The 25,333-nt window shown below is 65.6% G+C and carries 23 protein-coding genes and 1 pseudogene; 17 read left to right on the forward strand and 7 right to left on the reverse strand.

What is annotated here, in order from left to right; genetic code table 11:
• The 3 genes and pseudogenes from Q0925_RS07935 to Q0925_RS07945 all read left to right on the forward strand — a co-directional run.
• Positions 1-762, forward strand: a pseudogene (locus Q0925_RS07935) (hypothetical protein); the annotation flags it as partial.
• A gap of 139 nt (positions 763-901) precedes the next feature.
• A complete protein-coding gene (locus Q0925_RS07940) occupies positions 902-1,192 on the forward strand; it encodes a DUF433 domain-containing protein (protein ID WP_299333805.1) in 291 nt (96 codons plus the stop codon).
• A gap of 18 nt (positions 1,193-1,210) precedes the next feature.
• Entirely contained in the window at positions 1,211-1,477 is a 267-nt protein-coding gene (locus Q0925_RS07945; RefSeq protein WP_299333808.1) for a DUF5615 family PIN-like protein, read from the forward strand.
• Here Q0925_RS07945 and Q0925_RS07950 read toward each other — a convergent pair.
• Positions 1,441-1,923 (reverse strand): hypothetical protein, encoded by a 483-nt coding sequence (locus tag Q0925_RS07950; protein ID WP_299333811.1) that lies wholly within the window; start codon positions 1,921-1,923, stop codon positions 1,441-1,443. The genes Q0925_RS07945 and Q0925_RS07950 overlap by 37 nt on opposite strands.
• A 296-nt stretch (positions 1,924-2,219) precedes the next feature.
• On the opposite strand from Q0925_RS07950, the gene Q0925_RS07955 reads away from it, so the two are divergent.
• Both Q0925_RS07955 and Q0925_RS07960 read left to right on the forward strand, forming a co-directional pair.
• On the forward strand, positions 2,220-3,671 hold the full coding sequence (locus Q0925_RS07955; protein WP_299333814.1) for a replication factor C large subunit: 1,452 nt from the start codon (positions 2,220-2,222) through the stop codon (positions 3,669-3,671).
• Between the two features lie 31 nt (positions 3,672-3,702).
• Complete coding sequence (locus tag Q0925_RS07960; RefSeq protein WP_299333817.1) at positions 3,703-4,770, forward strand: zinc-dependent alcohol dehydrogenase family protein; 1,068 nt, start codon at positions 3,703-3,705, stop codon at positions 4,768-4,770.
• Here Q0925_RS07960 and Q0925_RS07965 read toward each other — a convergent pair.
• Positions 4,767-5,618, reverse strand: coding sequence for a COX15/CtaA family protein (locus Q0925_RS07965; protein ID WP_299333820.1), 852 nt, complete (start codon positions 5,616-5,618; stop codon positions 4,767-4,769). The two genes, Q0925_RS07960 and Q0925_RS07965, sit on opposite strands and share 4 nt — an antisense overlap.
• A gap of 138 nt (positions 5,619-5,756) precedes the next feature.
• Here Q0925_RS07965 and Q0925_RS07970 point away from each other — a divergent pair, with 138 nt between their 5' ends.
• On the forward strand, positions 5,757-8,015 hold the full coding sequence (locus tag Q0925_RS07970; RefSeq protein ID WP_299333823.1) for an NADP-dependent malic enzyme: 2,259 nt from the start codon (positions 5,757-5,759) through the stop codon (positions 8,013-8,015).
• Here Q0925_RS07970 and Q0925_RS07975 read toward each other — a convergent pair.
• Positions 8,012-8,446 (reverse strand): universal stress protein, encoded by a 435-nt coding sequence (locus Q0925_RS07975; RefSeq protein ID WP_299333826.1) that lies wholly within the window; start codon positions 8,444-8,446, stop codon positions 8,012-8,014. The two genes, Q0925_RS07970 and Q0925_RS07975, sit on opposite strands and share 4 nt — an antisense overlap.
• Positions 8,447-8,685: 239 nt before the next feature.
• Here Q0925_RS07975 and Q0925_RS07980 point away from each other — a divergent pair, with 239 nt between their 5' ends.
• The 5 genes from Q0925_RS07980 to Q0925_RS08000 all read left to right on the forward strand — a co-directional run bounded on the left by Q0925_RS07980 (position 8,686) and on the right by Q0925_RS08000 (position 13,880).
• Entirely contained in the window at positions 8,686-9,285 is a 600-nt protein-coding gene (locus tag Q0925_RS07980; protein ID WP_414652101.1) for a nucleotide exchange factor GrpE, read from the forward strand.
• Positions 9,286-9,433: 148 nt separating this feature from the next.
• On the forward strand, positions 9,434-11,332 hold the full coding sequence (gene dnaK / locus Q0925_RS07985) for a molecular chaperone DnaK (protein WP_299333829.1): 1,899 nt from the start codon (positions 9,434-9,436) through the stop codon (positions 11,330-11,332).
• A 54-nt stretch (positions 11,333-11,386) separates the two neighbouring features.
• Positions 11,387-12,544: a molecular chaperone DnaJ gene (gene dnaJ, locus Q0925_RS07990; RefSeq protein ID WP_299333831.1), complete on the forward strand. Its 1,158-nt coding sequence runs from the start codon at positions 11,387-11,389 to the stop codon at positions 12,542-12,544.
• Complete coding sequence (locus tag Q0925_RS07995; protein ID WP_299333835.1) at positions 12,545-13,249, forward strand: AMP-binding protein; 705 nt, start codon at positions 12,545-12,547, stop codon at positions 13,247-13,249.
• Positions 13,250-13,295: 46 nt separating this feature from the next.
• Positions 13,296-13,880: a GNAT family N-acetyltransferase gene (locus Q0925_RS08000; protein WP_299333838.1), complete on the forward strand. Its 585-nt coding sequence runs from the start codon at positions 13,296-13,298 to the stop codon at positions 13,878-13,880.
• On the opposite strand, the gene Q0925_RS08005 is transcribed toward Q0925_RS08000, so the two are convergent.
• On the reverse strand, positions 13,877-14,092 hold the full coding sequence (locus Q0925_RS08005) for a hypothetical protein (RefSeq protein ID WP_299333841.1): 216 nt from the start codon (positions 14,090-14,092) through the stop codon (positions 13,877-13,879). The two genes, Q0925_RS08000 and Q0925_RS08005, sit on opposite strands and share 4 nt — an antisense overlap.
• Positions 14,093-14,210: 118 nt before the next feature.
• On the opposite strand from Q0925_RS08005, the gene Q0925_RS08010 reads away from it, so the two are divergent.
• The 5 genes from Q0925_RS08010 to Q0925_RS08030 all read left to right on the forward strand — a co-directional run bounded on the left by Q0925_RS08010 (position 14,211) and on the right by Q0925_RS08030 (position 19,086).
• A complete protein-coding gene (locus Q0925_RS08010) occupies positions 14,211-15,773 on the forward strand; it encodes a methyl-accepting chemotaxis protein (protein WP_299333844.1) in 1,563 nt (520 codons plus the stop codon).
• Positions 15,773-16,489: a bacteriorhodopsin gene (locus Q0925_RS08015; RefSeq protein ID WP_299333847.1), complete on the forward strand. Its 717-nt coding sequence runs from the start codon at positions 15,773-15,775 to the stop codon at positions 16,487-16,489. The genes Q0925_RS08010 and Q0925_RS08015 overlap by 1 nt, the downstream gene beginning before the upstream one ends.
• Positions 16,490-16,537: 48 nt before the next feature.
• Positions 16,538-16,963 carry a cytidine deaminase gene (gene cdd / locus Q0925_RS08020; protein ID WP_299333850.1) on the forward strand — a complete coding sequence of 142 codons (426 nt, stop codon included), beginning with the start codon at positions 16,538-16,540 and terminating at the stop codon, positions 16,961-16,963.
• A 55-nt stretch (positions 16,964-17,018) separates the two neighbouring features.
• Positions 17,019-17,837, forward strand: a complete 819-nt coding sequence (locus Q0925_RS08025; RefSeq protein WP_299333852.1) for a nucleoside phosphorylase — start codon at positions 17,019-17,021, stop codon at positions 17,835-17,837.
• Positions 17,838-17,907: 70 nt separating this feature from the next.
• Entirely contained in the window at positions 17,908-19,086 is a 1,179-nt protein-coding gene (locus Q0925_RS08030; protein WP_299333854.1) for an NAD(P)/FAD-dependent oxidoreductase, read from the forward strand.
• Between the two features lie 39 nt (positions 19,087-19,125).
• Here Q0925_RS08030 and Q0925_RS08035 read toward each other — a convergent pair whose 3' ends face one another.
• Positions 19,126-19,659, reverse strand: a complete 534-nt coding sequence (locus Q0925_RS08035; protein ID WP_299333856.1) for an Rrf2 family transcriptional regulator — start codon at positions 19,657-19,659, stop codon at positions 19,126-19,128.
• A gap of 165 nt (positions 19,660-19,824) precedes the next feature.
• On the opposite strand from Q0925_RS08035, the gene rocF reads away from it, so the two are divergent.
• The gene (gene rocF, locus Q0925_RS08040) at positions 19,825-20,721 is read left to right on the forward strand and encodes an arginase (protein ID WP_299333859.1); all 897 of its coding nucleotides are present in this window, start codon (positions 19,825-19,827) and stop codon (positions 20,719-20,721) included.
• 12 nt (positions 20,722-20,733) lie between these two features.
• Here the strand turns inward: rocF and gyrA are convergent, their stop codons facing one another.
• Positions 20,734-23,214, reverse strand: a complete 2,481-nt coding sequence (gene gyrA / locus Q0925_RS08045) for a DNA gyrase subunit A (RefSeq protein WP_299333861.1) — start codon at positions 23,212-23,214, stop codon at positions 20,734-20,736.
• Positions 23,211-25,127 carry a DNA topoisomerase (ATP-hydrolyzing) subunit B gene (gyrB, locus tag Q0925_RS08050; RefSeq protein ID WP_299333864.1) on the reverse strand — a complete coding sequence of 639 codons (1,917 nt, stop codon included), beginning with the start codon at positions 25,125-25,127 and terminating at the stop codon, positions 23,211-23,213. Before gyrB ends, gyrA begins: the two co-directional genes overlap by 4 nt.
• Positions 25,128-25,333 lie beyond the last annotated feature (206 nt).

The following is a 25,333-nucleotide window of genomic DNA, read 5'->3' on the forward strand; positions in this document are numbered from 1 at the left end:
GTCGTCGGAACGTGGGACCACTACGGGAACGTGAAAGGGTCGAATGAGCTGGGCGACCACCGCCTCGCGGCGATCCTCGGAACCCAGCATTACGGCGACGACGCGATCGAGCGGTTCGCCGCGCTCGCCGGCAAGGAGGTCGACACCGACCGCGGTCGGGGTCGGGGCAACGGGCTCGATTACGACAGCGACCTCGCGAACGCCTACCTCCAGCACATGACGGCCGACCAAACCATGCAGGCGATCCTCCGGTTCGCCCGGGGTGACAGCGGGGCGACGGTCGTCGCGAGGACGGCCGCGCTCCGGGAGGACCTCCCGGTCGTCGGCGACGCGCAAGTCGTCGAAACCTGGAGCGAGACGGCGACGGCGATCGCGAGACAATACCGCCGGCTGGGCGGGGAATTCACTGCGGCGGACGTTCGCGATGTCGTCGATGTCGGCGATCGACAAGTTCGCCGTGTCCTCGCCGAGCTCGTCGAGGCGGGATACCTCCGCCGAGGCGACAGCGGCGCGGGGCGAGCAAACGTGTACGAGCGCGCCGACGACCCCGGCGCCGGCGAGGTTGAGCTCCCTCAGCGCGACGACAGCGTCGCGCCGGCCGGCTCACCCGGGCGGTCCGTGTCTAACCAATACTATACATGGAATGTCCGGGTTCGCGGGGGTGAATTGGGCTCGTCGCTGTCTGGAGAGCCGGCGCTGATGAGACCGCGGGGCGCACCCCCCGCTCCGACGGCGGGAGACGGCGGGAAACTCCCAGGGTAACGGCGTCGAACCCCGACGTCCGCGCCCCGGTGACGAGCGGCGGCGCTGAAGCCCGACCAATTTTCGAATTTGCCGACTACCCCTGTTGCCGGGTAGACCCCGAAGATTATACTCCTCGGGACGCCTATGTGGGTGTAGAATGGCAACGCAAACCTCCGGCGTCGCGGAGGAGCTCCTCGACGAGCCACACGTCGAGGGGCGTCGCATCTCGGTTCTCCAGCTTCGCGACCGCGTCGAGAAGGTCGGCGACACACCCCAGGCGGTTGCTAAGGACTACGACCTCGACATCGCGGCGGTGTACCAAGCGCTCGCGTACTACCACACCCACACCGAGGAGCTTGAGGCGATCCGCGAGCGTCGCGAGCGAGAGACAGCCGCGCTTCAGCGCGAGATCTCGACAGCCCGCCCGGACGGCATCACCCCGCCGTAAATGGGCGCCTCGGAGTGGGTGTTTCTCCTCGACGAAAACGTCGGCCGGTCCGTTGCCGAGGAGCTCACCCGGCGCGGCTATCACGCGGAGCTTGTCGTCGACGTCCTCAACCCTGGTGTGGCTGATTACACGGACGTCCTCCCCTACGCTCGGGAGCACGACCTCGTCGTCGTCACAAAGGACTATTCGGATTTTAGCGCGCTATCACCGGACGAACATGAGGGGACGGTCCTCATCGCACGCCACACTCACACGGCGGCCGAAATGGCGGCCGGCGTCGTGTAACTCTCGCCGAACGACAGCCGTTTCGGGGCCACCTCGATGCGCCACGCTTCCTCGACCGCATCGAGACGGAAGGCGAGCGTCCCCAGATAACGGGGCGTGAGTTCGGGACTCTCCCACACGCCCGGTTCACCCGGATCGAGGGTCATGCTGACCTCTCCTTCCACCGCGCGCCACTCGCCGTCGTCGACCCTCGTGCTCAACCCGGAGGTGAACGTCCCGCGTCCGGAGCCGACGTTTCGGACCCTGATGGCGAAGGCAAGCGGGTCGTTCAATGCCACCGAATCCGGCGCTCGGACGCCCTCGAACTCGAAGTCGGCCGATCCGGTCCCGGTCTTTGTCCGGGTCGAGGGTGGCGTCCCGGTTGCACCGGAACCGGACGAGTCACCGTTCGAACAGCCCGCGACGGCTGCTATTCCGGCGGCGCCGAGAAACGTGCGACGGTCCATGTGGACGTCATCCGCGTGGCCGAAATAACTGACTGTCGATTCGACGCGGCGTCGCCGCTACCCGGCCCGTGAGAAGCAACCGCGGCCCCGAACAGCGATCGACTCGTGTTCGAACTGGGGTGCCAGTTTGGTGGGGGGAGATGGGCCGCGGTCACCGCATCGTTAGGACGCCCGCGAGATAAGATTATTGTTCAGGGTCTGAGTCGACTCCGGCGGAACCGCGGGCGGGAACGGCCGCTCGGTCCGGAGGCACCCGCTCCGCAACCACTAAACGCGATACACACCTTCATCGGGTAATGACCGACTGGACGGAAACGTACCGACCGTCGACGCTGTCGGCCGTCCGTGGAAACGACAAGGCACGCGACGCACTGGCCGAGTGGGGACAGACGTGGGACGACCACCGCGAGGCGGCCGTCATCCACGGAAGCCCGGGCGTGGGCAAGACCTCCGCGGCCCACGCGCTGGCGGCCGATATGGGGTGGGAAACGGTCGAACTCAACGCCTCCGACCAGCGCACTGCGGATGTCATCGAACGGTTCGCCGGCCGGGCGTCGAAGAACGCGACCCTCGCCGGATCGACAGGGGCAGACGACACCGGCGGTCGGCAGTTGGTGATCCTTGATGAAGCCGACAACATCCATGGCAACTACGACCGCGGCGGCGCGAGCGCGGTCACGCGCGTGGTGAAAGACGCCGATCAGCCGATCGTGTTGATCGCCAACGACTACTACGAGATGAGCCGGGGGCTACGAAACGCGTGTCAGGAGATCGAGTTCCGCGACGTCTCCGCGCGGTCGATCGTCCCGGTGCTCCGGGATATCTGCCGGCGGGAAGAAATCGACTTCGAGGCCGACGCACTGGACCGCATCGCCGAGGTGAACGACGGCGATCTGCGGTCGGCGGTCAACGACCTACAGGCGGCCGCCGAGGCGACCCACCGGTTGACCGTCGACGACGTGGTGACGAGCGACCGCGACCGGAGTCTCGACGTCTTCCCCTTTTTGGATGCGGTGTTGAAAGAGGAGTCAGCCGAGGAGGCCGTGCAGTCGGCCTACCGCGTCGACGAGACGCCGGACGACCTGACGAAGTGGGTCGCCGAGAACGCGCCGAAGGTGTACGACGGGGCGGAACTCGCCCGCGCCTACGACCACCTCGCGAACGCAGATCGGTGGCTTGGGCGGGTCCGTGCGACCCAGGAGTACGGCTACTGGCGATACGCGACCGACGCCCTCGCCGGCGGGGTGGCGGCCGCCCGCGACGGGTCGAAAGGGGGGTGGACCCGATTTGCACGCCCACAGTTCTGGCCGTCGTCGGACGCGACGGCCGACGAGGTGGTACGGGCGATTGCCGAGCGTGGCGGGTTCAGCATCGCCACCGCGAGACGCGAGGTGTTGCCCTTTCTCGCGGCGATGACTCACCACTGCAACCCCCGCGAGGTGACGGTGGCGATGGCCGCCTACTACGACCTCGACGAGGCGGCCGTCTCCTTCGTCACCGGAAGCGGCGAGACGACGAACAAGGTCGAGTCCATCGTCGCCGACGCAGAGGAGTTACGCGAGTCGGCGATGGTCGAGGAGTCGGGAGCGTTCGGCGGTCGGTCGACGCTCGACGAGAAACGCGGCGACGCAGTGGCGGCCGACGGCGAGAGTGAGAATGCAGACGGGGACGGGAGTGAGAACGATGCCGACCCCGACACGGAGGCCGACGAGGACAACAACCAGGCCGGGCTCTCGGATTTCATGTAGCTATTTGCTTTGCCGCGCCGTCCGACCGGGCATGCGTGCCGCAGTACTCCGGACTCACGGCGAACCGTTGGAGATCGAAAACGTCGAGCGGCCGGCCCCCGCTCCCCACGGTGTCGTCGTCGCCGTCGAGGCCTGCGGGATCTGTCGAAGCGACTGGCACGCGTGGCAGGGCCACGGCGAGTGGGTTGGCGACCGGGTGCCGAGCGGCCAGATCCTCGGCCACGAACCGGCCGGTCGGGCCGTCGCGGTCGGCGACCGGGTCCGGACCGTCACCGAGGGCGACCGCGTCGCCGTTCCGTTCAACCTCGGTGACGGGACCTGCCCGCAGTGTCTGTGTGGCCACGGCAACGTCTGTGAGAACGGTCTCGCGCTCGGGTTCCAGCCCGAGGCACACGGCGCGTTCGCCGAGACGGTCCACGTTCCTCACGCCGATTACAACGCCATGCACCTGCCCGACGGTGTCGCCGCACGCGACATGGCGGCGCTTGGCTGTCGGTTTATGACCGCCTTTCACGCCCTCACCGCTCGCGGCGATGTCGGGGGTGGCGACTGGGTCGCCGTCCACGGCTGTGGCGGGGTCGGACTCTCCGCGGTCCACGTCGCGGACGCTCTCGGGGCGCGGGTCGTCGCCGTCGATATCCGCGACGAGGCGCTGGATCTGGCGGCTACCCTCGGCGCCGACGCCGTCGTGAGCGCCGACGGCCGGTCGGGGCGCGAGGTCACCGGCGAGGTTCGGGCGGTGAGCGACGGCGGCGCACACGTCTCGGTCGACGCACTGGGCGTCGCGGAGACCTGTCGGAACTCGGTGTTCTCGTTGCGCCGTCGCGGGACACACCTCCAGGTCGGGCTGACGACCGACGATGAGCGTGGCGAGGTGTCGGTTCCCGTCGAGCGGTTGGCGATGATGGAGGCGGAGTTCAAGGGGGTGCGTGGGATGCCGCCGACGCGGTACGACGAGTTGCTCGGGCTGTTGGAGTCGGGGTCGATCGATCCCGGTCGACTGGTCAGCCGGGAGGTGTGCCTCGACGACGTGCCGGACCGGCTGGTGGCGATGACCGATTACGAGACGACAGGCGTCGAGGTCGTCACCGAGTTTTAGCCGGCGACCGAACCGGCCGGGTCGTCGTCGGTTCGGGCCCGGCGGGCGAGAACGGCCCCAACGGCGATTACGGTCCCCGAGAGCAGAAAGGTTCCCGCGTTGACGAGGCGGACGGTCTGGGTGTAGAAGACGAGGTCACGGCCGAGAAGCATTCCGATGAACAAGGTCGCAAGCGCCGTAGCGGTGACCAAGCGAAGGTGTGGGACCGACGAGGCGGCGAGCCATCGCGTCGCCGCGAGCAGGGCCGCGACGGCGACGAGCCCCGCGCCGTAGAAGGCCGCCTGTGCGGCCGGTCCGTACGGGATCGGTGCGAAGACACGGCTGGCGAACGCGCTCACGATCACCGCGCCGAACGCGACGGCGAGCGCCCGGCGCACCCGGCCGAGGGGCGAACCGGTCTCGCTTCGGACGGACAGCGTCGTCCACACGAGCAACGAGAAGATGGTGAGCGCGACGGTGAGGTGTGCGCCCTGGGTCGGGGCCGAGTAGCCCGACGGCAGGAGGCCGTTCAACGTGACGGTCACGGCCCCGATGCTGATCTGGAGGGGGAGCAACACCACGGCCAGCGTCGCGGTGAGTCGACCCTCGGTGCCGTCACGGCGCCACGACCAGAGCGCGGTACCGAGGATGAACCCCCCCGTCACCATGGCGACGAGGCGGTGGAACCACTCGATGAAACTCGGGATGGTCTGGGGCAGCAGACCGTTGTCACACAGCGGCCACTGCGCCGAACAGGCCAGCCCCGACCCCGTCGCCGCGGTGTAGACACCGAGCATGACGAGGCTGAGCGTCAGTCCCGTCGTGAACGCGGCGAATCGGGGGAACGTAACCCGGTCGCGAAGGCTCATGTGCGCGCTCAGAACCGGGCGTACTTAGACCTGTCCGAACCGGCCTCCCCGCGGCCGTCGACACGCACTGTGGGTGGATGACGCCGCCGCCGACGTATCACGGATAGCTTTTTACCTACCTCACCTGTGGTTGCCGCCATGGGACTTGACGACGACGCCAGGGAATACCACCGGCAGGAACCCCCTGGAAAAATCGAGATTTCGACGACCAAGCCGACGAACACACAACGGGATCTGAGTCTGGCTTACTCCCCCGGCGTCGCCGCGCCGTGTTCCGATATCCACGAGGATACTGATCTCGCCTACGACTACACCTCCAAGGGGAATCTGGTCGGCGTCATTTCCAACGGGTCCGCGGTCCTCGGGTTGGGCGACATCGGCGCACAGGCGTCGAAGCCGGTCATGGAGGGGAAAGGCGTTCTGTTCAAACGGTTCGCCGACATCGACGTTTTCGACATCGAACTCGACTTCGACGATCCGGCGGACGTCGTCACCGCGACAAAGGCGATGGAACCCACCTTCGGTGGCATCAATCTGGAGGACATCAAGGCCCCCGACTGCTTCGAAATCGAGAGCCGCCTCCGCGATGAGATGTCGATCCCGGTGTTCCACGACGATCAACACGGCACGGCGATCATCATCGGATCCGGCCTGGTCAACGCCGCGGACATCGCCGACAAGGATCTCGAGTCGCTCTCGGTGACCATCTCCGGTGCGGGCGCGGGCGCCATCGCGACCGCCGAGTTTCTCGTCTCGCTCGGCGTTCGCCGCGAGAACGTCACGATGTGTGACTCGACGGGAATCATCACGGCAGACCGCGTCGAAAACGACGACGTCAACGAGTACAAGGCGCGCTTTGCGACAGACCGCCCCGCCGGCGACCTCGCCGACGCCATGGCGGGCGCGGACGTCTTTGCCGGGCTTTCGGTCGGTGGTATCGTGAGCCCGGAGATGGTGCGGTCGATGGCCCAGAACCCGATCATCTTTGCGATGGCCAACCCCGAACCAGAGATCGGTTACTACGACGCCAAGGAAGCCCGCGACGACACGGTTATTGTCGGGACCGGCCGCTCGGATTTCCCGAATCAGGTGAACAACGTCCTCGGGTTCCCCTTTCTTTTCCGCGGTGCGCTCGACGTTCGGGCGACCGAGATCAACGAGGCGATGAAAGTCGCCGCTGCCCGCGCCCTCGCCGACCTTGCACGGCAGGACGTGCCGGACGCCGTGGTGAAAGCCTACGGTGATCAACCCCTCCAGTACGGTCCCGAGTACATCCTCCCCAAGCCGGTCGACCCGCGGGTGATGTTCGAGGTGGCGCCGGCCGTCGCGGAGGCGGCCATGGAGAGCGGCGCGGCGCGCCGGTCGCTCGATCTTGACACCTACGTGGAGGACCTCGAAGCCCGTCTCGGCAAATCCCGCGAGATGATGCGGGTCGTTCTCAACAAGGCAAAAACGGATCCGCGGCGGGTCGTTCTCGCGGAGGGTGACGACGAGAAGATGATCCGGGCGGCCTACCAGATCACCGACCAAGGGATCGCCGCCCCGGTCCTGATCGGTGACCGCGACGGGATCAGACGGACGAGGGACTCCCTCGGTCTCGATTTCGATCCGGAGATCGTCGACCCCGAGGCGGACGGACTGGACGCATACGCCGACCGACTGTACGAACTCCGAAAGCGAAAGGGCATCACGCGCCGGGAAGCACGCGAGCTTGTCCGTAACGGCAACTACCTCGGCAGCGTGATGGTCGAGATGGGCGACGCCGACGCGATGCTGACGGGACTGATGCACCACTATCCGTCCGCGCTCCGCCCGCCCTTACAGGTGATCGGAACGGCCTCGGACGCCGACTACGCGGCCGGTGTGTACATGCTCACCTTCCGGAATCGCGTGATTTTCGTCGCCGACGCGACGGTGAACCAGGATCCGGGTGCGGCCGAACTGGCGGAGATCGGCAGACACACCGGCGAGTTGGCCCGACGGTTCAACGTCGAGCCCCGGGCGGCGTTTCTCTCCTACTCGAACTTCGGGAGCGTCGACAACGAGGGAACCCGCAAGCCACGGCAGGCCGCCGACATGCTCCGAGACAACCCCGCCGTCGACTTCCCCGTCGACGGCGAAATGCAGGCCGACACGGCCGTCGTTGAGGACATTCTCGACGGCACCTACGAGTTTTCGGAACTGGAGGAGCCGGCCAACGTGTTGATCTTTCCCAACTTGGAGGCGGGCAACATCGGGTACAAACTCCTCCAGCGACTCGGCGGTGCCGACGCCATCGGCCCGATGCTCGTCGGCATGGACAAACCCGTCCACGTTCTCCAACGGGGCGACGAGGTGAAAGACATCGTCAACCTCGCGGGCGTGGCCGTCGTCGACGCACAGGAGCGCAACGGCTAGTCGTCGCCGATGTTGACGACGAGCACCGGAACGGCCGTGTTCTCGACGACGCGTTCGGTGACGCTGCCGAGGTGGGCGAGGCGGTCCCGGCCGGTCCGGCCGTGGGTGCCCATCGCGATGACGTCCACCCCGGCGTCGTCGGCGTAGCCGAGAATCGTTTTGGAAGGAACCCCCTCCCGAACGTCGGTCACGGCGTCGATACCGACCGCCTCACACCGGGCGGCGGCGGCCTCGACGGCGCGGTCGCCCCGTTCGCTCAGGCGCTCGATCAGATCCTCGCGGTCCTCCTCGGCCGCGAGTTCGAACCGACGGTCGATCACGTACAGCGCGTGGACCGCCGCGTCGTGGTTCCGTGCCATCGCGATGGCGTGGTTGAGCGTCCGGTCGACCCCGTCGCTCCCGTCGGTCGGAACGAGTACCGCGTCGTACATACGGGCCCGTTTTCCCGCGGATCAGTTCAAACGGACTGCTCCCCGACCGAGCCGGGACCCTGTCCACGCGACGATGTTGGGACGTCGATTACCGAACCGCACACACGAGCCGTCACGGGAGGACACCTCACTCGGCGTGCCGAGCGAACGCGGGACCCCGAGGAGACGGGGTGGCAGGCCCGCCCGCTCGGTGGCGACGTTCTGCAAGTCTTAAACGACCCGAGGTGTTTGCTCCTACTATGCAAGAGGACGTGGCCGACGAGCAGATGGGCACCGAGGCCGACACGGAGGGCGAGTCGACGGGCGAGGAGGAGACCCTCGCCGACCGTGTCGAGGGGCACGACGCCGACCTCGGTGCGGCTGTTGCGGAGCTTGAGGCGCGGGTTGCGGACCTCGAGGCGCAGGCCGAGGAGGAGGCGGCCCGCGCCGACGACCTCGAAGCCCGGTTGAAACGCACGCAGGCGGACTTCCAGAACTACAAGAAGCGCGCAAAGAAGCGTCAAGCGGAAATCAAAGAACGAGCGACCGAGGACCTGATCGCTCGGTTGGCTCCGGTACGAAACGACCTCGTCCGCGCACTCGATCAGGACGAGGACGTCGACATCCGTGATGGCGTCGAGTCGACACTCGACGCGTTCGACCGCGTTCTCGACGAGGAGGGCGTGACCGTTATCGATCCCGCTCCCGGCGACGAGGTCGATCCGGTCTACCACCAGGTCATGATGCGAACCGAGAGCGACCGGCCCGAGGGAACCGTCGTTGAGGTGTACCGCCCGGGCTACGAGATGGCGGGGACGGTGATTCAGGAGGCACAGGTCACCGTGAGCGACGGGGACTGACCGGAAGAATTGCAGTTCTACATAAAACCCTCCGGTCGTGGGGCGGGATCCCGACCGGAAATCAGGGGACGGAAAGGAGATGCCGAATCTCGGCGCCTCGTTCCGTCTAGTAACCTTTAACCGATTTAGGCCGGTAGTTACGGGTAAGATGGCGAGCAACAAAATCCTCGGAATCGACCTCGGGACCACGAACAGCGCGTTCGCGGTGATGGAGGGAAGCGACCCGGAGATCATCGTGAACGGCGAAGGGGACCGGACGACGCCCTCGATCGTCGCGTTCACCGACGACGACGAGCGTCTCGTCGGGAAGCCGGCCAAGAATCAGGCCGTACAGAACCCCGAGCGGACGATCCAGTCGATCAAGCGTCACATGGGAGCGGAGGATCACACCGTCGAGATCGACGACGAGGAGTACACGCCCGAACAGATCTCGGCGATGATCCTCCAGAAGATCAAGCGGGACGCCGAGGAGTATCTCGGCGACGATGTCGAGAAGGCAGTCATCACGGTTCCGGCGTATTTCAACGACCGACAGCGACAGGCGACAAAGGACGCCGGTGAGATCGCCGGCTTCGAGGTCGAACGCATCGTCAACGAACCGACTGCGGCGTCGATGGCGTACGGTCTCGACGACGAGTCGGACCAGACCGTTCTCGTTTTCGATCTGGGCGGCGGCACCTTCGACGTCTCCGTTCTCGATCTGGGTGGCGGTGTTTACGAGGTCGTCGCCACGAACGGGGACAACGACCTCGGTGGCGACGACTGGGACCAGGCGATCATCGACCACCTCGCCGACGAGTTCGAGAACGACCACGGTATCGACCTCCGCGAGGACCGCCAAGCACTCCAGCGGTTGACCGAGGCCGCCGAGGAGGCAAAGGTCGAACTCTCGTCGCGGAAGGAGGCAGATATCAACCTACCGTTTATCACTGCGACCGATGACGGCCCGATCCACCTCGAAACGTCCATCACCCGAGCGAAGTTCGAGTCGTTGACGAGCGACCTTTTAGAACGGACCGTCGGGCCGACGAAACAGGCCCTCGACGACGCGGGCTACGACACGGGCGACATCGACGAGGTGATCCTCGTCGGCGGATCGACCCGGATGCCCCAGGTGCAGGAGAAGGTCGAGGACCTCATCGGACAGGAGCCAAAAAAGAACGTCAACCCCGACGAGGCGGTCGCGCTGGGTGCGGCGATCCAAGGCGGTGTTCTCGGCGGCGAGGTCGACGACATCGTTCTTCTCGATGTGACGCCCCTCTCGCTGGGGATCGAGGTCAAAGGCGGTCTGTTCGAGCGCCTGATCGACAAAAACACCACGATTCCCACCGAGGAGTCCAAGGTCTTCACGACCGCCGCGGACAATCAGACGATGGTACAGGTACGGGTGTTCCAGGGTGAACGCGAAATCGCCGAGGAGAACGAACTGCTCGGCGAGTTCCAACTGACGGGGATCCCGCCTGCACCCGCCGGCACGCCCCAGATCGAGGTCGGCTTCAACATCGACGAGAACGGGATCGTCAACGTCGAGGCCGAGGACAAGGGGTCGGGCAACGCCGAGTCTATCACCATCGAGGGCGGGGCCGGGCTCTCGGACGAGGAGATCGAGCAAATGCAGGAAGAGGCCGAGGAACACGCCGAGGAAGACCAGAAGCGTCGCGAGCGGATCGAGGCACGCAACGAGGCCGAGAGTTCGATCCAACGGGCCGAGACCCTTCTCGAAGAGAACGACGAAGAGGTCGACGACGACCTCCGCGAGTCCATTGAGGACGCCATCGCCGACGTCAAGGAGATTCTCGAAGACGAGGACGCAGATACCGAGGAGATCGAGTCGGTGACCGAAGCGTTGTCGACCGAGCTCCAAGAGATCGGCAAGCAGATGTATCAGGAGCAGGCCCAACAAGCACAGGCCGGTGCCGGCGCGGCGGGCGCCGGCCCCGGTGGCATGGGTGGCATGGGCGGTGCCGGCCCCGGCGCCGGTGCCGACGACGACGAGGAGTACGTCGACGCCGACTTCGAGGAGACAGACGACGAAGACGACGCCTGATCGTCGGCGAGCCACGTTTTTCAAATAGGTAGGGCCGATAACTCATACCAACTGATGACCGAGGATTTCTACGACGTGCTCGGGGTGTCTCGGGACGCCTCCGAAGACGAAATCAAACGCGCGTACCGAACGAAGGCTTCCGAGTACCATCCGGACGTGAGCGACGACCCGGACGCCGAGGAGAAGTTCAAGAAGATACAGAAGGCAAAGGAGGTGCTCACCGACGATGAAAAACGGGAGGCGTACGACCAGATGGGCCACGAGCGCTTCGAACAGGCACAGAAGCGTGGCGGCTTCGACGACGGGGGTGGTGCCGGGGGCGCCGGCGCTCGCGGCAACCCCTTCGGCGGCGGTGCCGGAGGTGCTGGGGGCTTCGAGGACATCTTCGAGCAGTTTTTCGGTGGTGGTGGCGGCCGCGGCGGCGACCGGCCCCGACAGGGCCAGGATCTGCGCGCGTCGCTCGAACTCGACTTGGAGGAGGCCTACGAGGGCGTCGAACGCGAGTTCACCGTCACCCGACCGACCCGGTGTTCGGACTGCCGCGGCGAGGGGCACCCACCCGACGCCGGCGCGAGGACGTGTCCGAACTGCGACGGCAACGGGCAGGTCACGCAGGTCCAACAGACGCCGTTCGGCCGGATGCAACAGACCGGGACCTGTCGCCGGTGTGACGGCACTGGGACGCTCTACAGTGAGACGTGTTCGACCTGTGACGGGGAGGGACAGGTCCGCGAGGAATCGTCGCTGAGCGTCGACATCCCGGCGGGAATCCGCGACGGCCAGACCCTCCGGATGGACGGTGAAGGCGCGCCCGGTCAGAATCGTGGCCCCAACGGCGACCTGTTGATCGAGGTGTCGGTCACGGATCATCCCGACTTCGACCGCGAGGGCGACGACCTCCACTACCAACACCCCATCTCGTTCCCGCAGGCCACGTTCGGTGGTACTGTCGAGGTGCCGACGCTCGACGGTACCGTGGAGATGGATGTCCCCTCGGGCACACAAAGCGGCGAGACGTTCCGCCTGAAAAACAAGGGGATGCCGCGCTTGCGACGCCGAGGACGGGGCGACCTCTACGTGCGGGTGCAGATCGTTACGCCGGAGAGTATGAACGCCGAACAACGCGAAGCGCTGGAACGGTTCGCCGAGGCGGGCGGCGAGGAAGTCGAGGTGAACGAGGGCTTTTTCGAGCGGATCAAGAGTAGTTTCTGAATGTCCACCCTCGCCGACCCCATCGCCCGAGACAAACGGAGCGACCGGCCGGCACTCCGAATCGTCGACCGGGACCGCACCCACACCTACCGCGACTTCTGTACCACGGCGTGGAAAGCGGGCCACGCGCTCAGACACCTCGGCGTCCACGAGGGGTCGCGGGTCGCGGTGACACCCGACCCTGCTCCGCAGGTCGTCTGGACCCTGTTCGGTGCCGCGTCGCTCGGCGCGTTGCTGACCTTCGACGTGACCGCCGACGCTCGGGTGGTTGTCGTTCCCGCCGACCGCGAGGCCGAGGCCGACGACGGTCGGTCGGTCGTCGCCTACGGCGGTGCCCCGACGGCGGCGACGACAACCCACTGGGAGAAGGTCGTCTGGAGCGAGAACCCGGCGATGCCGCCGACGACGCCGTCGTCGTCCGACCCGGTTCTGGACGCCGACGCCCGGTCATACACCCACGGCGACCTGTACAACGGGGCGGAGGCGATCGTTGACGACGCCTTTCTCGACGCAGAGACGAGCGTCGCACTTCGTGCGCCGCTTGCGGATCCGCGGGCGGTCGTCGCGGGCGTGATCGCACCCCTCCTGGCCGGCGGCACCGTCGTCGTGCCCGACGGGGCCGAGGAACCCGTGGCCGACGTGGCGGTCGGTGACGGCCCGGTGCCGGAGCAACGGCAGGTCGGTCTCGACGCCGTCACCCGGTGAGTCACGCCAGCAAATCCTTTTGGTGTCCCGCCTCCTACCGCGTCGTATGTACGTCCGGGACGCCAAGAACCGAGACGAGGTCTGGTTACTCGACAACATCGAGGAGATGGCCCTGGACGACGTCGCCTTCCGATCCAGAGATTACGTTATCGCGGTCGACGAGGGATCGAACGACCGCGCGGGGTTCGGCCGGATTCGTGTCCACAAGGTCGACGACACCGAGGTGTGTGAACTCACGGGTGTTGGCGTTCTGCCCGCGTGGCGGGGGCAGGGTGTCGGCGCACACGTCGTCGAGCGACTGGTCGAGACGGCCGCAGACGAGGGGTTCGAGACGATCTATTCGATCACCGACCAACCGTCGTATCTCGCACGGTTTGGCTTCGAACCGATCGCATCGAGCAACCTCCCGCCGAAGATCCGCGACCGATTGAGCGAAAAACGGGAGACGGTCCAACCCGACGCCGTCGCAACGAGCCTCGACACCGGGGGGTTCTCGATGCCCACCCGCCTCCGCGAGGCGTTCAAAACCGCCACCCCACACGACCCCACCGACGAGTCCGCCGTCGAGGACGCCGAGGACTTCGGGATCGACCCCGACAACGCCACCTACAAGTACGACACCGGGCGTTAGGTCCGGTCGTCGAGAAAGTCGGTGCTGAACGCGAGCCATGCCAGCACCGTCGAAAAGAGGATGGGCGGGAGGATTGCGAACGCCCACAGGGGTTCGATTCCCCAAAAAAGCAACAAGAGCACGTCGGCGAGACCGAGCAACAGGAACGGCGTCACCGCGAGCAGGGCGCGGCGTCGGTTCGGGGTCGACTCCTCCCCCTGCGAGAGTGCCATATGTCAGGTCGGCGTTCGACTGATAAAACACCTCGGGTGTTTGGCGCCGCTCCGACCACAATATCATTACTGATATTTCGGGGGATCGATTTAGTATCCCCCTGTAAATCGTACGGGTATGGTATCAGGTGCAATCAGGCGACGATACGGTGCCAAACTCGGCCTCGGCTACGTCACCACGGGCGGGTTCATCGTCGCGGTCGGACTCGTAACGAACGAGGTTAACGCGACGATGGTGGCCGCCATCGCCGGCCTGTTGACGCTCGGTTCGATCAACGCGGCCGAGACGGTCGCCAGCGTCACCGAACTGTCGAAACAGACCGAACGTGTCGCCGACGGCAGCATCGGGAGTAAGGTGGTCTCGTCGCGGACCGACGAGTTCGGCGAACTCGCGGTCTCGATCGAGGAGATGCGTCGGGCACTCCAGACGCGCCTGGACGAGATGGAGGAGGCGAAAGCGGAGATGTCGGAGACCCAAGCCGACCTGAAGGAGGCGCGCTCGGAGGCTACCCAGTTGGTCGAGGAGTACCAGCGTATCGCCGAGGAGTACGGCCGGACGATGGAACGGGCCGCGACCGGCGACCTCACTCAGCGGATCCACACGGACACCGAACACGAGGCGCTCGAAACCATCGGCAACTCGTTCAACCGGATGATGGACGATCTTCAGGCGACGATCGAAACCGTCGCGACGGTTGCCGATCGAATCGAGACCGACTCCGAGGAGATGGCGGAGATGAGCCGAACGGTCGAGTCCCGTGTCTCCGATACGGTCGATACCGCCTCGCGGATCCAAGCGCAGACCGACGATCAGCGTCAAGAACTCGAGGCCGTTGCCGCGGATGTCGACGACGTGAGCGCCTCCGCCGAGGAGATCGCCGCCACGGTCGACGACCTCTCACAGCGGAGCGACGAGGTCGCCGAGGCAAGCAGCGATGCCCGGGAGTCCTCACACACCGCACTGGACGAGATGTCCCGGATCGAGGGGGAAGCCGAGGAGGCCGTAACACAGGTCGAGAATCTGCGAGAGCAGATGGACGAGATCACGGACATCGTCGACATCATCGGCGACATCGCCGAGCAGACGAATATGCTCGCGCTGAACGCGTCGATCGAGGCGGCGCGGGCGGGCGAAGGGGTCGGGAGCGGTGCCGACGGCAACGGGTTCGACGTCGTCGCCGACGAGGTGAAATCCCTCGCAGAGGAGACCCAGTCCCGGGCGAACGAGATCGCGGGGATGATCGAGGAGGTCGCCGAGCAGACCGAGGACGTGACCGTCTCGATCCGGTCGACACAAAACCGAGTCCAGACGGGGACCGACACCGTCGAGGCGACCCTCTCCGATATCGACACCATCGCCGACTCGATCGCCGAGGTGTCCGGGTCGCTCGAGGAGATCAAGCGCACGACGTCCGATCAAGCCGACACGGTCCAGAGCACCGCACAGTCGATCGACTCGCTCGTCAACCTGAGCGAGGACACCTCCAACAGCGCCGTCGAGACGGCCACCCAGATGGAGACTCAAGAGGAGGTGGCACAGTCCATTGCCTCCTCGCTCCGGACGTTCCGCGAGACGGCCGTGACGAAACTGCAGGACCGTGTCGAGACGTTCGTCGTTGAGGACGCCGACGGAACGGCGCGACCGAGCGCCGCGGCCGCGACCGATGGGGGTGAGTCCTGATGGACCCGATCATGGCCGCCTACGCCCTCGCAACGGTCGCTCTCGCGGTGGGAGCCGGCATCTCCGTGCGGTTTTACCTGACGCTTGAGGACCCGAACCACCGGCGCTCGCTCGCCGCCCTTGGGGTCATTCCGGGCTTTGCCGGTCTGTCGTACGCCCTGATGGCGTTCGGTGTCGGGACGGTGACCATCGACGGCACCACGTTCGTTGGCTTCCGGTACATCGACTGGTTGGTGACGACGCCCCTACTCGTCGGCTACGTCGGCTACGTCGCCGGTGCCACCCGGCGAGCCATCGCCGCCGTCATGATCGCCGACGCGCTGATGATCGCCGCCGGTGCGGGTGCCGTCGCCACCAGCGGGACGCTGAAATGGGCGTTGTTCGGTCTGTCGTCGACGTTCCATGTCTCCCTCTTTGTGATGCTGTACGTTGTCTTTCCTCGGTCGGTGCCGGACAACCCACTCCAGTACGGCCTGTTTAGCCTGCTACAGAACCACATCGCGTTACTCTGGTTGGCCTACCCGTTCGTGTGGTTGATGGGGCCGGCCGGCCTCGGTTACGTCGGCTTCGTCGGTACGAGCCTCACGTACGCCTTTCTCGACGTACTGGCGAAACTGCCCTACGTCTACTTCTTCTACACCCGGCGTGGCATCTTCACCGAGTCGGTCGACACCGAGATGGGTGGCGGAGACGCGACGCCAACGGCAGCCGACTGATCGTCGGTGCCCTGCGGTTATATATTCATCTTGGCCGTACCAGCAACCGTGACCGACGACCTCGTCGACCGCGCCAGAACGGCGCTTGACTCGGCGTACGCTCCCTACTCCGGCTACCCGGTCGGAGCGGCGCTTCGGACCGCCGACGGAACGGTGTTTACTGGCTGTAACGTCGAGAACGCGAACTACAGCAACAGCCTCCACGCCGAGGAGGTCGCCCTCGGCCGGGCGATCACCGCCGGCCACCGTGAGTTCGACGCGCTGGCCGTCGCCTCCGGCGCGCGAGACGGCGTCACGCCCTGTGGGATGTGTCGCCAGTCCCTCGCGGAGTTTTGCGACGACGGCCTCCCGATCGCCTGCGATGAGGGCGACGGCGATGTAACGGAGTACACCCTCGGTGAGTTGCTCCCCACGACCATCGGAGCCGACACGCTCAGCGCGGCCGACGGGGCCGACGGGGCCAACGAGTCCTGACCGGACCGGCCACCGACCCCGACGCTATTTCAGCGCCGTCGGCGTACACGCGGTCATGGGCAACGACACCGATCGACAGTATCACATCGAGGCGGCGCCGGGCGAGGTGGCGGAGACGGTGTTGCTCCCCGGCGATCCGGACCGCGTGGACGTGGTGACTGACCGGTGGGAGAAGGCGACGCCCGTCGCCGATCACCGCGAGTACCGGACGGTCACCGGTCGGTACGAGGACACACCCCTGTCGGTCACCTCCACGGGCATCGGCAGTCCGTCGGCGGCCATCGCGGCCGAGGAACTGGCCCGGGTCGGCGCCGAGACGCTCATCAGGGTTGGCTCCTGTGGGACCATCGACCCGGCCATCGACGTTGGCGATCTGGTCATTACGACCGGTGCGGTCAGGGGCGAGGGGACCAGCGACGAGTACGTCCGCGGTGAGTACCCCGCGGTCGCCGACCACGCGGTGGTGTCAGCACTCGCCGCCGCGGCCGAACGCCTCGGCTACACCTACCACTGTGGACTGACGATGAGCACCGACAGCTTCTACGCCGGGCAGGCCCGCCCCGGATTCGAGGGGTTCGAGGCCGCCGGGAGCGGGTCACTGCTCGATGATCTGCGCGAGGTGAACGTAAAGAACATCGAGATGGAGGCGAGTGCCGTTCTGACGCTCGCGAACGTTTACGGCCTCCGTGCCGGCGCGGTGTGCACCGTCTTCGCCAACCGATCGACCGGTACATTCCGTACCGAGGGCGAAGGCCGCGCCGCCGAGGTCGGTAGCCTCGCCGCTGTGCTCCTCCATGAGATGGATGCCCGCCGGGACGACGCCGGGGCCAACGCGTGGCACGCCGACCTTTCTTTGGAACCCGAGTATCAGTAACAATCGTGGACGAACGGCCGCTTGCCGGCGGTTTCAACACCTCTATCCCTACTGACGACGGAATATATGTATGACCGCTCAGGTCGTCGTTTTGGGTGCCGGTTACGCCGGGACCGGTGCCGTCTCGAGTTTCGAAGAGGCGAACGACGGTGACGCCGAGTTGACCTGGATCTCCGAACACGACTACCACCTCGTCCTCCACGAAACCCACCGTGTCATCCGTGACACGAGCGTCGCGTCCAAGGTCGCCATCCCCGTCGAGGAAATCAAGTCCTCCGAGACGACGTTCCGGCAGGACCGTGTCACGGGGATCGACGTCGAAAACCGACAGGTCCACTGTCGGGACGGTGACCCCGTCGACTACGACTACCTCCTTGTCGCCTTGGGGAGCCGAACCGCCTTTTATGGGATCGAGGGACTCCGCGAGCACACCCACACGCTCAAAACCCTCGACGACGCCCGCGAGATCCACGCTGATGTGGCCACCGCGGCCGCCGACGCGACCCGGTCGGCCCCCGCACAGGTCGTCGTCGGCGGGGCCGGCCTCTCGGGCATCCAGTCCGCTGGCGAGGTTGCGGCCTACCGCGACGAACACCGTGCGCCGATCGACGTGACACTCATCGAGGGTCTCGACGAGGTACTTCCGGGTCAAGACCCGGAGCTCCAAGGCGCGCTCCGCAAGCGGTTGGAGGCCGCAGATGTCGACATCATGTGTGGTGCGTTCGTCTCGAAGGTCGACGACGAGACGATATACATCGGCGGCGGCGAGAACGAGGCACCCACCGAACTCGACTACGACGTGTTTCTCTGGACCGGCGGCATCACAGGACAGGACGAACTCGGTGACGCGACGGTCGACAAGGACGACCGGAGTAATCGGGTGTACGCCGACCGCGACTTCCGGACGAGCGACGACCGGGTGTTTGCCATCGGCGACACGGCGATGGTCGACCAGGGACCGGGAGAGTTCGCGCCGCCGACGGCACAGGCCGCCTGGCAGGCCGCCGAGGTGGCCGGAGAGAACCTCGTCCACGCGGCCCGGGGAGAGAGCCTCAGCACGTGGCGCCACGACGACAAGGGAACCCTCGTCTCGGTCGGTGACGAGGCCGTCGCCCATGGCGTCGATATCTCCCCGGTCGACACCTTCGGTGGTGTCGCCGCGGAGACGTTAAAAAAGATCGTGGCGGCGCGCTGGATCGCAGACGTGTCCTCTCTCAGTCGGGCGGTCGACGCTTGGTCGGATATGTAACCGAGGCCCGGCGGTCGGTCGCTCCCGTCTCGGTGTGGTTCAGTGGCTCGGTTCTTCGGCGGGCGCCTGCATGTCGTCGATCCGGAGGATGAGGATGTTGTCGGTGTCGTCCTTTCCATCGACGGTCCCGTCGATGACGAGTTTCGAAAGCGGCGTCGGACCGACACGTATCCCGTCGCCCTCGTGGAACTCGCGAACGGACCCTTGGACGTGAATCTCGGCCCGACACAGGTCGGGGTGGTGGACCGACGAGAGGTCGATTTCGCCGATATTTGCCGTGTCGACCGGCTCGCCGTTGTGGAGCAGCGGCACGGCGGCGGGTTCGTCCATCTGATCCACGTCGAGTGCCTCGTAGGCGTTCGCCGTCGGCTTGTACCCGCCTTTCGGACCGGGAACCCCCTCGACGAGTTGGAGCGCCTTCAGACTCTGCATCTGGTTGCGGATCGTCCCCGGATTCCGGTCTACCTCGTCGGCGATGTCCTCGCCTTTGACGGCATCCTCGGTTTCACGGTGGAGGTTGGTGAGAGCCGTGAGGATGGTCTTCTGACTCGATGTCAATTCGATTGATGACATGCTTCGAGATTGCACGCTCGCGGTATTAAATTCGGGGGATGTGCAGAACAACCCCCGATTTCGTGACTTGTGTTGGAGAACGGCCGATACGGGTGCTCCTCCGTCGAACGCGGGTAGCGCCCCGGCGTCCGGCGGCCTTTTTACCGCCCCGTTCGAAATGGTACCGTGCAGTCGGTCCGCATCATCGGTGTCCCGACGGACTACGGTACGAGTCGCCGCGGCGTCGACATGGGTCCATCGGCCATCCGGTACGCCGGCCTCGCGGACGAACTCGGTGCCATCGGCCTCGACACAGTCGACATCGGCGACCTTCCGGCTCCACGGATCGAAGAAGCGGCGCGGGCCGACCCCGGCCGCCCCGACGCGAGATATCTCGAGGCCATCGAATCGGTGTGTACACGACTGGCCGACGAGGTGACCGAGGCTATCAACGGAAACGAACTGCCACTCGTCTTGGGTGGCGACCACTCGCTCGCCATCGGCACGCTCACCGGGGCGAGCCGAGCTGCCGACGTTGGGGTCGTCTGGTTCGACGCCCACGGCGATTTCAACACCCCTGAGACGACGCCGAGTGGCAACGTCCACGGTATGTCGCTGGCGGCGGCACTCGGCCATGGCGAGTTCCGAACCTCGGCGTGGGCACGAGCGGACGGCCTCGACGAGACGAACGTCGCACTGGTCGGTGTCCGTGATCTGGATTCCGGCGAGCGTCGAACTCTCCGGGAGAGCGACGTGAGCGTCTTCACTATCTCCGAAATCGACGACCGCGGTATCACGGCCGTCGCCGACGACGCTCTCAGCGTGGCGTCGTCCGGCACCGACGGCGTCCACATCAGCCTCGATCTGGACTGGCTTGACCCCACAGAGGCACCGGGCGTCGGGACGCCGGTCCAAGGGGGTGTCACATACCGTGAGGCACACGCCGCGCTGGAACGTGTGGCCGATGTCGACCTCCTGTCGCTCGAACTCGTCGAGGTCAATCCGGTTCTCGACGACCACAACCGGACCGCGGAGGTTGCGGCCGAACTCGCCGCGAGTGCGCTCGGCAAGCGGATCCTCTGAGCGCCGGGGTCGTTACCTGTTGTCGTCCCCGTCGTCGTCGCTCCCGACCCGGTCGGCGGGGACCACTGCCACCGAGGCCACAGAGTCGTCGCCGTCGAGGTTCATCACGATAACGCCCATCGTGTTGCGTCCGACGGTCGAGACGTTCTCGACGGGTGTCCGGAGGATCTGTCCGGACTCGCTCATGACGACGAGGTGGTCGCCCGGGCCGACGGCGTCGATTGCACACGTCGGGCCGTTTCGGTCGACCGTCTTGATGTCGATCAGGCCCTTACCGTACCGCGACTGTCGGGTGTAGTCGGCGACTGGCGACCGCTTGCCGTAGCCGTGTTCGGTCACCGAGAGTACCCAGTCGTGGGTGTCGGGATCAGCGGCGGCCAGACCGACCACGTGGTCGTCGCCGTCGAGTTTGATACCGCCGACCCCGCGGGCGCTCCGACCCATCGACCGGACCTCCGACTCGGCAAAGCGGATACTCATCCCGTCCGCGGTGGCGATGATCAGATCGTCGCTACCATCGGTCAGTTCCACGTCGACGAGGGCGTCGCCGTCTTTTAAGCTGATCGCGCGGATCCCCGTCGATAGGATGTTACCGAACTCTTCGACGGCCGTACGCTTCACTCGCCCCTTCTTTGTCGCCATCGTGAGGTACCGGCCGTCGCCATCGGTCAGGTCGTCGCAGTCGACGACCGCCTCGATCTCCTCGTTGTCGTCGAGGTTGAGGAGGTTCACCGCCGACTTGCCCCGGGCAGTGCGGCTCATCTCCGGGACCTGGTATGTCTTGAGTTTGTACACCTGACCGTGGTTGGTGAAACAAAGCAGATAATCGTGGGTGTTCGCGAGAAACACCGACGAGACCCGGTCGTTTTTCTTGAGGTCGGCGCCGATGATCCCTTTTCCGCCCCGGTTCTGGGCGCGGAACGCCGACAACGACATCCGCTTGATGTAGTCGTCCTCGCTGACGACGACGAGGGTGTCCTCCTGTGGGATGAGGTCCTCGTCGGTCACCTCGCCGTCGTCCTCGATGACCCGTGTGCGACGCTCGTCGGCGTAATCGGCCTTGATCTCCCTGAGTTCGCTTTCGATGACGCCGAGGAGCTCGGACTCGTCGCTCAGAATCTCTTCTAACCGATCGATCCGCGCCTGCACCGTCTCGTACTCCTCCTTGATGGCCGTCGTCTCCATCGAGGTGAGGCTGCCGAGTTGCATCGCGACGATGTGGTCGACCTGCGCCTCGGAGAACTCGAAGGCCGCACGCAGGGCCGCCTTTGCGTCGTCGCGGTCCTCGGCCTCTTGGATAATGTCGACCACCTCATCGGCGTTTTCCAGCGCCGTGAGCCGCCCTTCGAGGATGTGTGCGCGGTTTTCCGCCTCCGCGAGATCGTACTCGCTGCGCCGGCGCACGACCTCACGGCGGTGGTCCAGATAGACCCTCAGTGTCTCCTTCAGGTCCAGGATGCGGGGTTGACCGTCGACTAAGGCGAGATTGATAACACCGAAGGTGGTTTCGAGGTGAGATTCGAGCAGTTGGTTCTTGACCACGTCCGGGTTCGCACCCCGCTTGAGTTCGATCACGATGCGGATTCCGTCGCGGTCGGATTCGTCGCGTAGGTCGCGCACGCCGTCGAGTTTCCCCTCGTTCACGTCGTCGGCGATGCGCTCGATGAGACGGGACTTGTTCGCCTGATAGGGAAGCTCCGTGACGACGATCCGCTCCTCGCTCGTCTCCATCTCGGCACGGACGCGTAGTCTGCCCCGCCCGGTCTTGTACGCCTTGTAGATGTCGTTGCGGCCGACGATGTTCGCGCCCGTTGGGAAGTCGGGGGCGACGACGTGATCCATCAGATCATCGACGGTACACTCGGGATCGTTGATGAGGTGGATCGCCGCATCGACCACCTCTCCGAGGTTGTGTGGCGGAACGTTTGTCGACATCCCGACCGCGATGCCCGAGGAGCCGTTGACCAACAGGTTCGGGAAGGCCGCGGGCAACACGTCGGGTTCCTGCTTGCGGCCGTCGTAGTTCGGGGAGAAATCGACCGTGTCCTTCTCGATGTCGGCGAGCAGTTCCTCGGCGATGGGTGACATCCGTGCCTCGGTGTAGCGCATGGCCGCTGGCGGGTCGCCGTCGACGGAGCCGAAGTTTCCTTGCCCGTCGACCAACGGCGCACGCATCGAGAAGCCCTGTGCCATCCGCGCCAGCGCGTCGTAGATGGCGGAATCGCCGTGCGGGTGGAAGTCGCCCATCGTCTCACCGACGACCGAGGAGGATTTCCGATGTGAGGCACGGGCGGTGACACCGGACTCGTGCATGGCATAGAGGATGCGCCGGTGGACGGGCTTGAGACCGTCGCGCGCGTCGGGGAGGGCCCGCCCCGCGATGACCGACATCGCGTAGTCGATGTATGACTGCTCCATCTCCTGTTCGATGCGGGCCGTCTCGACGCTTGCGGCCGGGACGTTCTTCTCGTAGTCGGGGGTATCCGAGCTCATATATCCACCCACTCGGCGTCGCCGGCGTGCTCTTTGATGAACTGTTTTCGCGGTTCGACCGCGTCACCCATCAGAATCGAGAACATTCGGTCGGCGGCCGCGGCGTCTTCGACGGTGATCCGTTTCAGAATCCGGTTTTCGGGGTTCATTGTCGTCTCCCAAAGTTGGTCGGGGTTCATCTCGCCCAGTCCCTTGAACCGCTGGACCTGATCGGGGGTGCCGTTACACGTCTCTGCAACGATGCGGTCGCGTTCGGCCTCGCTCATCGCGTCGTACGTCTCGCCACGGTAGCGGACGCGGTAGAGCGGCGGTTGTGCGGCGTAGACGTAGCCACGCTCCAACAACGGCTTCATATGCCGATACAGGAGGGTGAGCAGGAGCGTGCGGATGTGCGCCCCGTCGACGTCGGCGTCGGTCATCAGGATGATGCGGTGGTAGCGGGCGTCGTCGATGTCGAACTCCTCGCCGATGCCCGTTCCGACGGCCGTGATGAGCGCGCGAATCTCGTCGTTTTCGAGAATGCGGTCGAGGCGGTGTTTTTCGACGTTGAGGATCTTCCCTTTGAGCGGGAGAATGGCCTGGAACTTTCGATCCCGGCCCTGCTTTGCGCTTCCGCCCGCGCTGTCGCCCTCGACGACGAACAGTTCGGACCGCGTCGGGTCCTTCGACTGGCAGTCTGCGAGTTTGCCGGGCAGCGCCGTCGACTCCAAGGCGCTTTTGCGGCGGGTGAGCTCCTCGGCCTTTTTTGCGGCCTGTCGGGCCTTCGCCGCCTCGACCGCCTTCCCGACGACGGCGCGTGCGGTGCTTGGGTTCTCCTCGAAAACGGTACCCAGATGCCGGTGAACCGCGCTCTCGACGATGCCCCGGACCTCGCTGTTGCCGAGTTTGGTCTTCGTCTGGCCCTCGAACTGGGGGTCAGGGTGTTTCACCGAGATAACGGCGGTCAGGCCCTCGCGGACGTCTTCCCCTTTGAGGGTGCCGTCCAAATCGCCGAGCAGACCCTCGTCGGTCGCGTAGTCGTTGACCACCCTGGTGAGTGCCGTCTTGAATCCGGTGAGGTGCGTGCCGCCCTCGCGGGTGTTGATGTTGTTTGCGAAGGCGTGAATCGACCCCTGCAGTTCGTCGGTGGCCTGCATCGCCACCTCGACCGTGATGTCCTGGTCGGTGTCGTCGAAGTAGATCACGTCGTCGTGGAGGGCGGTCTTGGTTTCGTTGAGATACCCGACAAACTCACGAATGCCACCCTCATAACGGAAGGCAACCGACCCACCGCCGCGCTCGTCGTCGAGGCCGATCTCGACGCCGGAGTTGAGAAATGCGAGTTCGCGGAGCCGCGTCGACAACGTGTCGAAGTCGAAGTCGGTGTGTTCGAAGATATCGGTGTCCGGCCAGAACCGAACGGTTGTTCCCGTCTCCTCGTCGGGACCGAGGTCCCGCACCCGTTCGAAGGCGTCGGCGACGGGTTCGCCCGCCTCGAAGCGGTGTCGCCAGACCCCGCCATCGCGCTTGATCGTCACCGTCAGTTCGGAGGAGAGGGCGTTGACGACGCTGACGCCGACGCCATGGAGGCCGCCCGACACCTGGTAGGACTTGTTGTCGAACTTCCCGCCGGCGTGGAGAACGGTCATGATGACCTCCACCGCCGGCCGGCCGTACTCCTCGTGTGTGTCAACCGGAATGCCGCGCCCGTTGTCGTGGACGCTCACCGAGTTGTCGTCGTGGACGGTCACCTCGATGCCGTCGCAGTAGCCCGCGAGCGCCTCGTCGATAGCGTTGTCGACGACCTCATAAACGAGATGGTGAAGACCGCGGTCGTCGGTCGACCCGATGTACATCGCCGGACGCTTCCGGACCGCCTGGAGTCCCTCCAGTACCTGTATCTGCCCGGCTCCGTACTCTTGCTCATCAGCCATATAATCTATCTCATCTATGCGGCCACACCTCTTAAACTCTCGCACGCGTGCGCGCGACGCGAAGAGACGTTATCGAAACCGGAAGATCCTCTCGCAGTACGGTAACCGGACTTCGTGATTCCCGCCGGCGACGACTCGAAACGAGACGAATCCGTTCGGGACGCGGCCTCACCGGACCCGCGCGCGAACGACCCGCTGTCACTTTC

Source organism: Haloplanus sp. (assembly GCF_028275055.1).
Lineage (GTDB): Archaea > Halobacteriota > Halobacteria > Halobacteriales > Haloferacaceae > Haloplanus.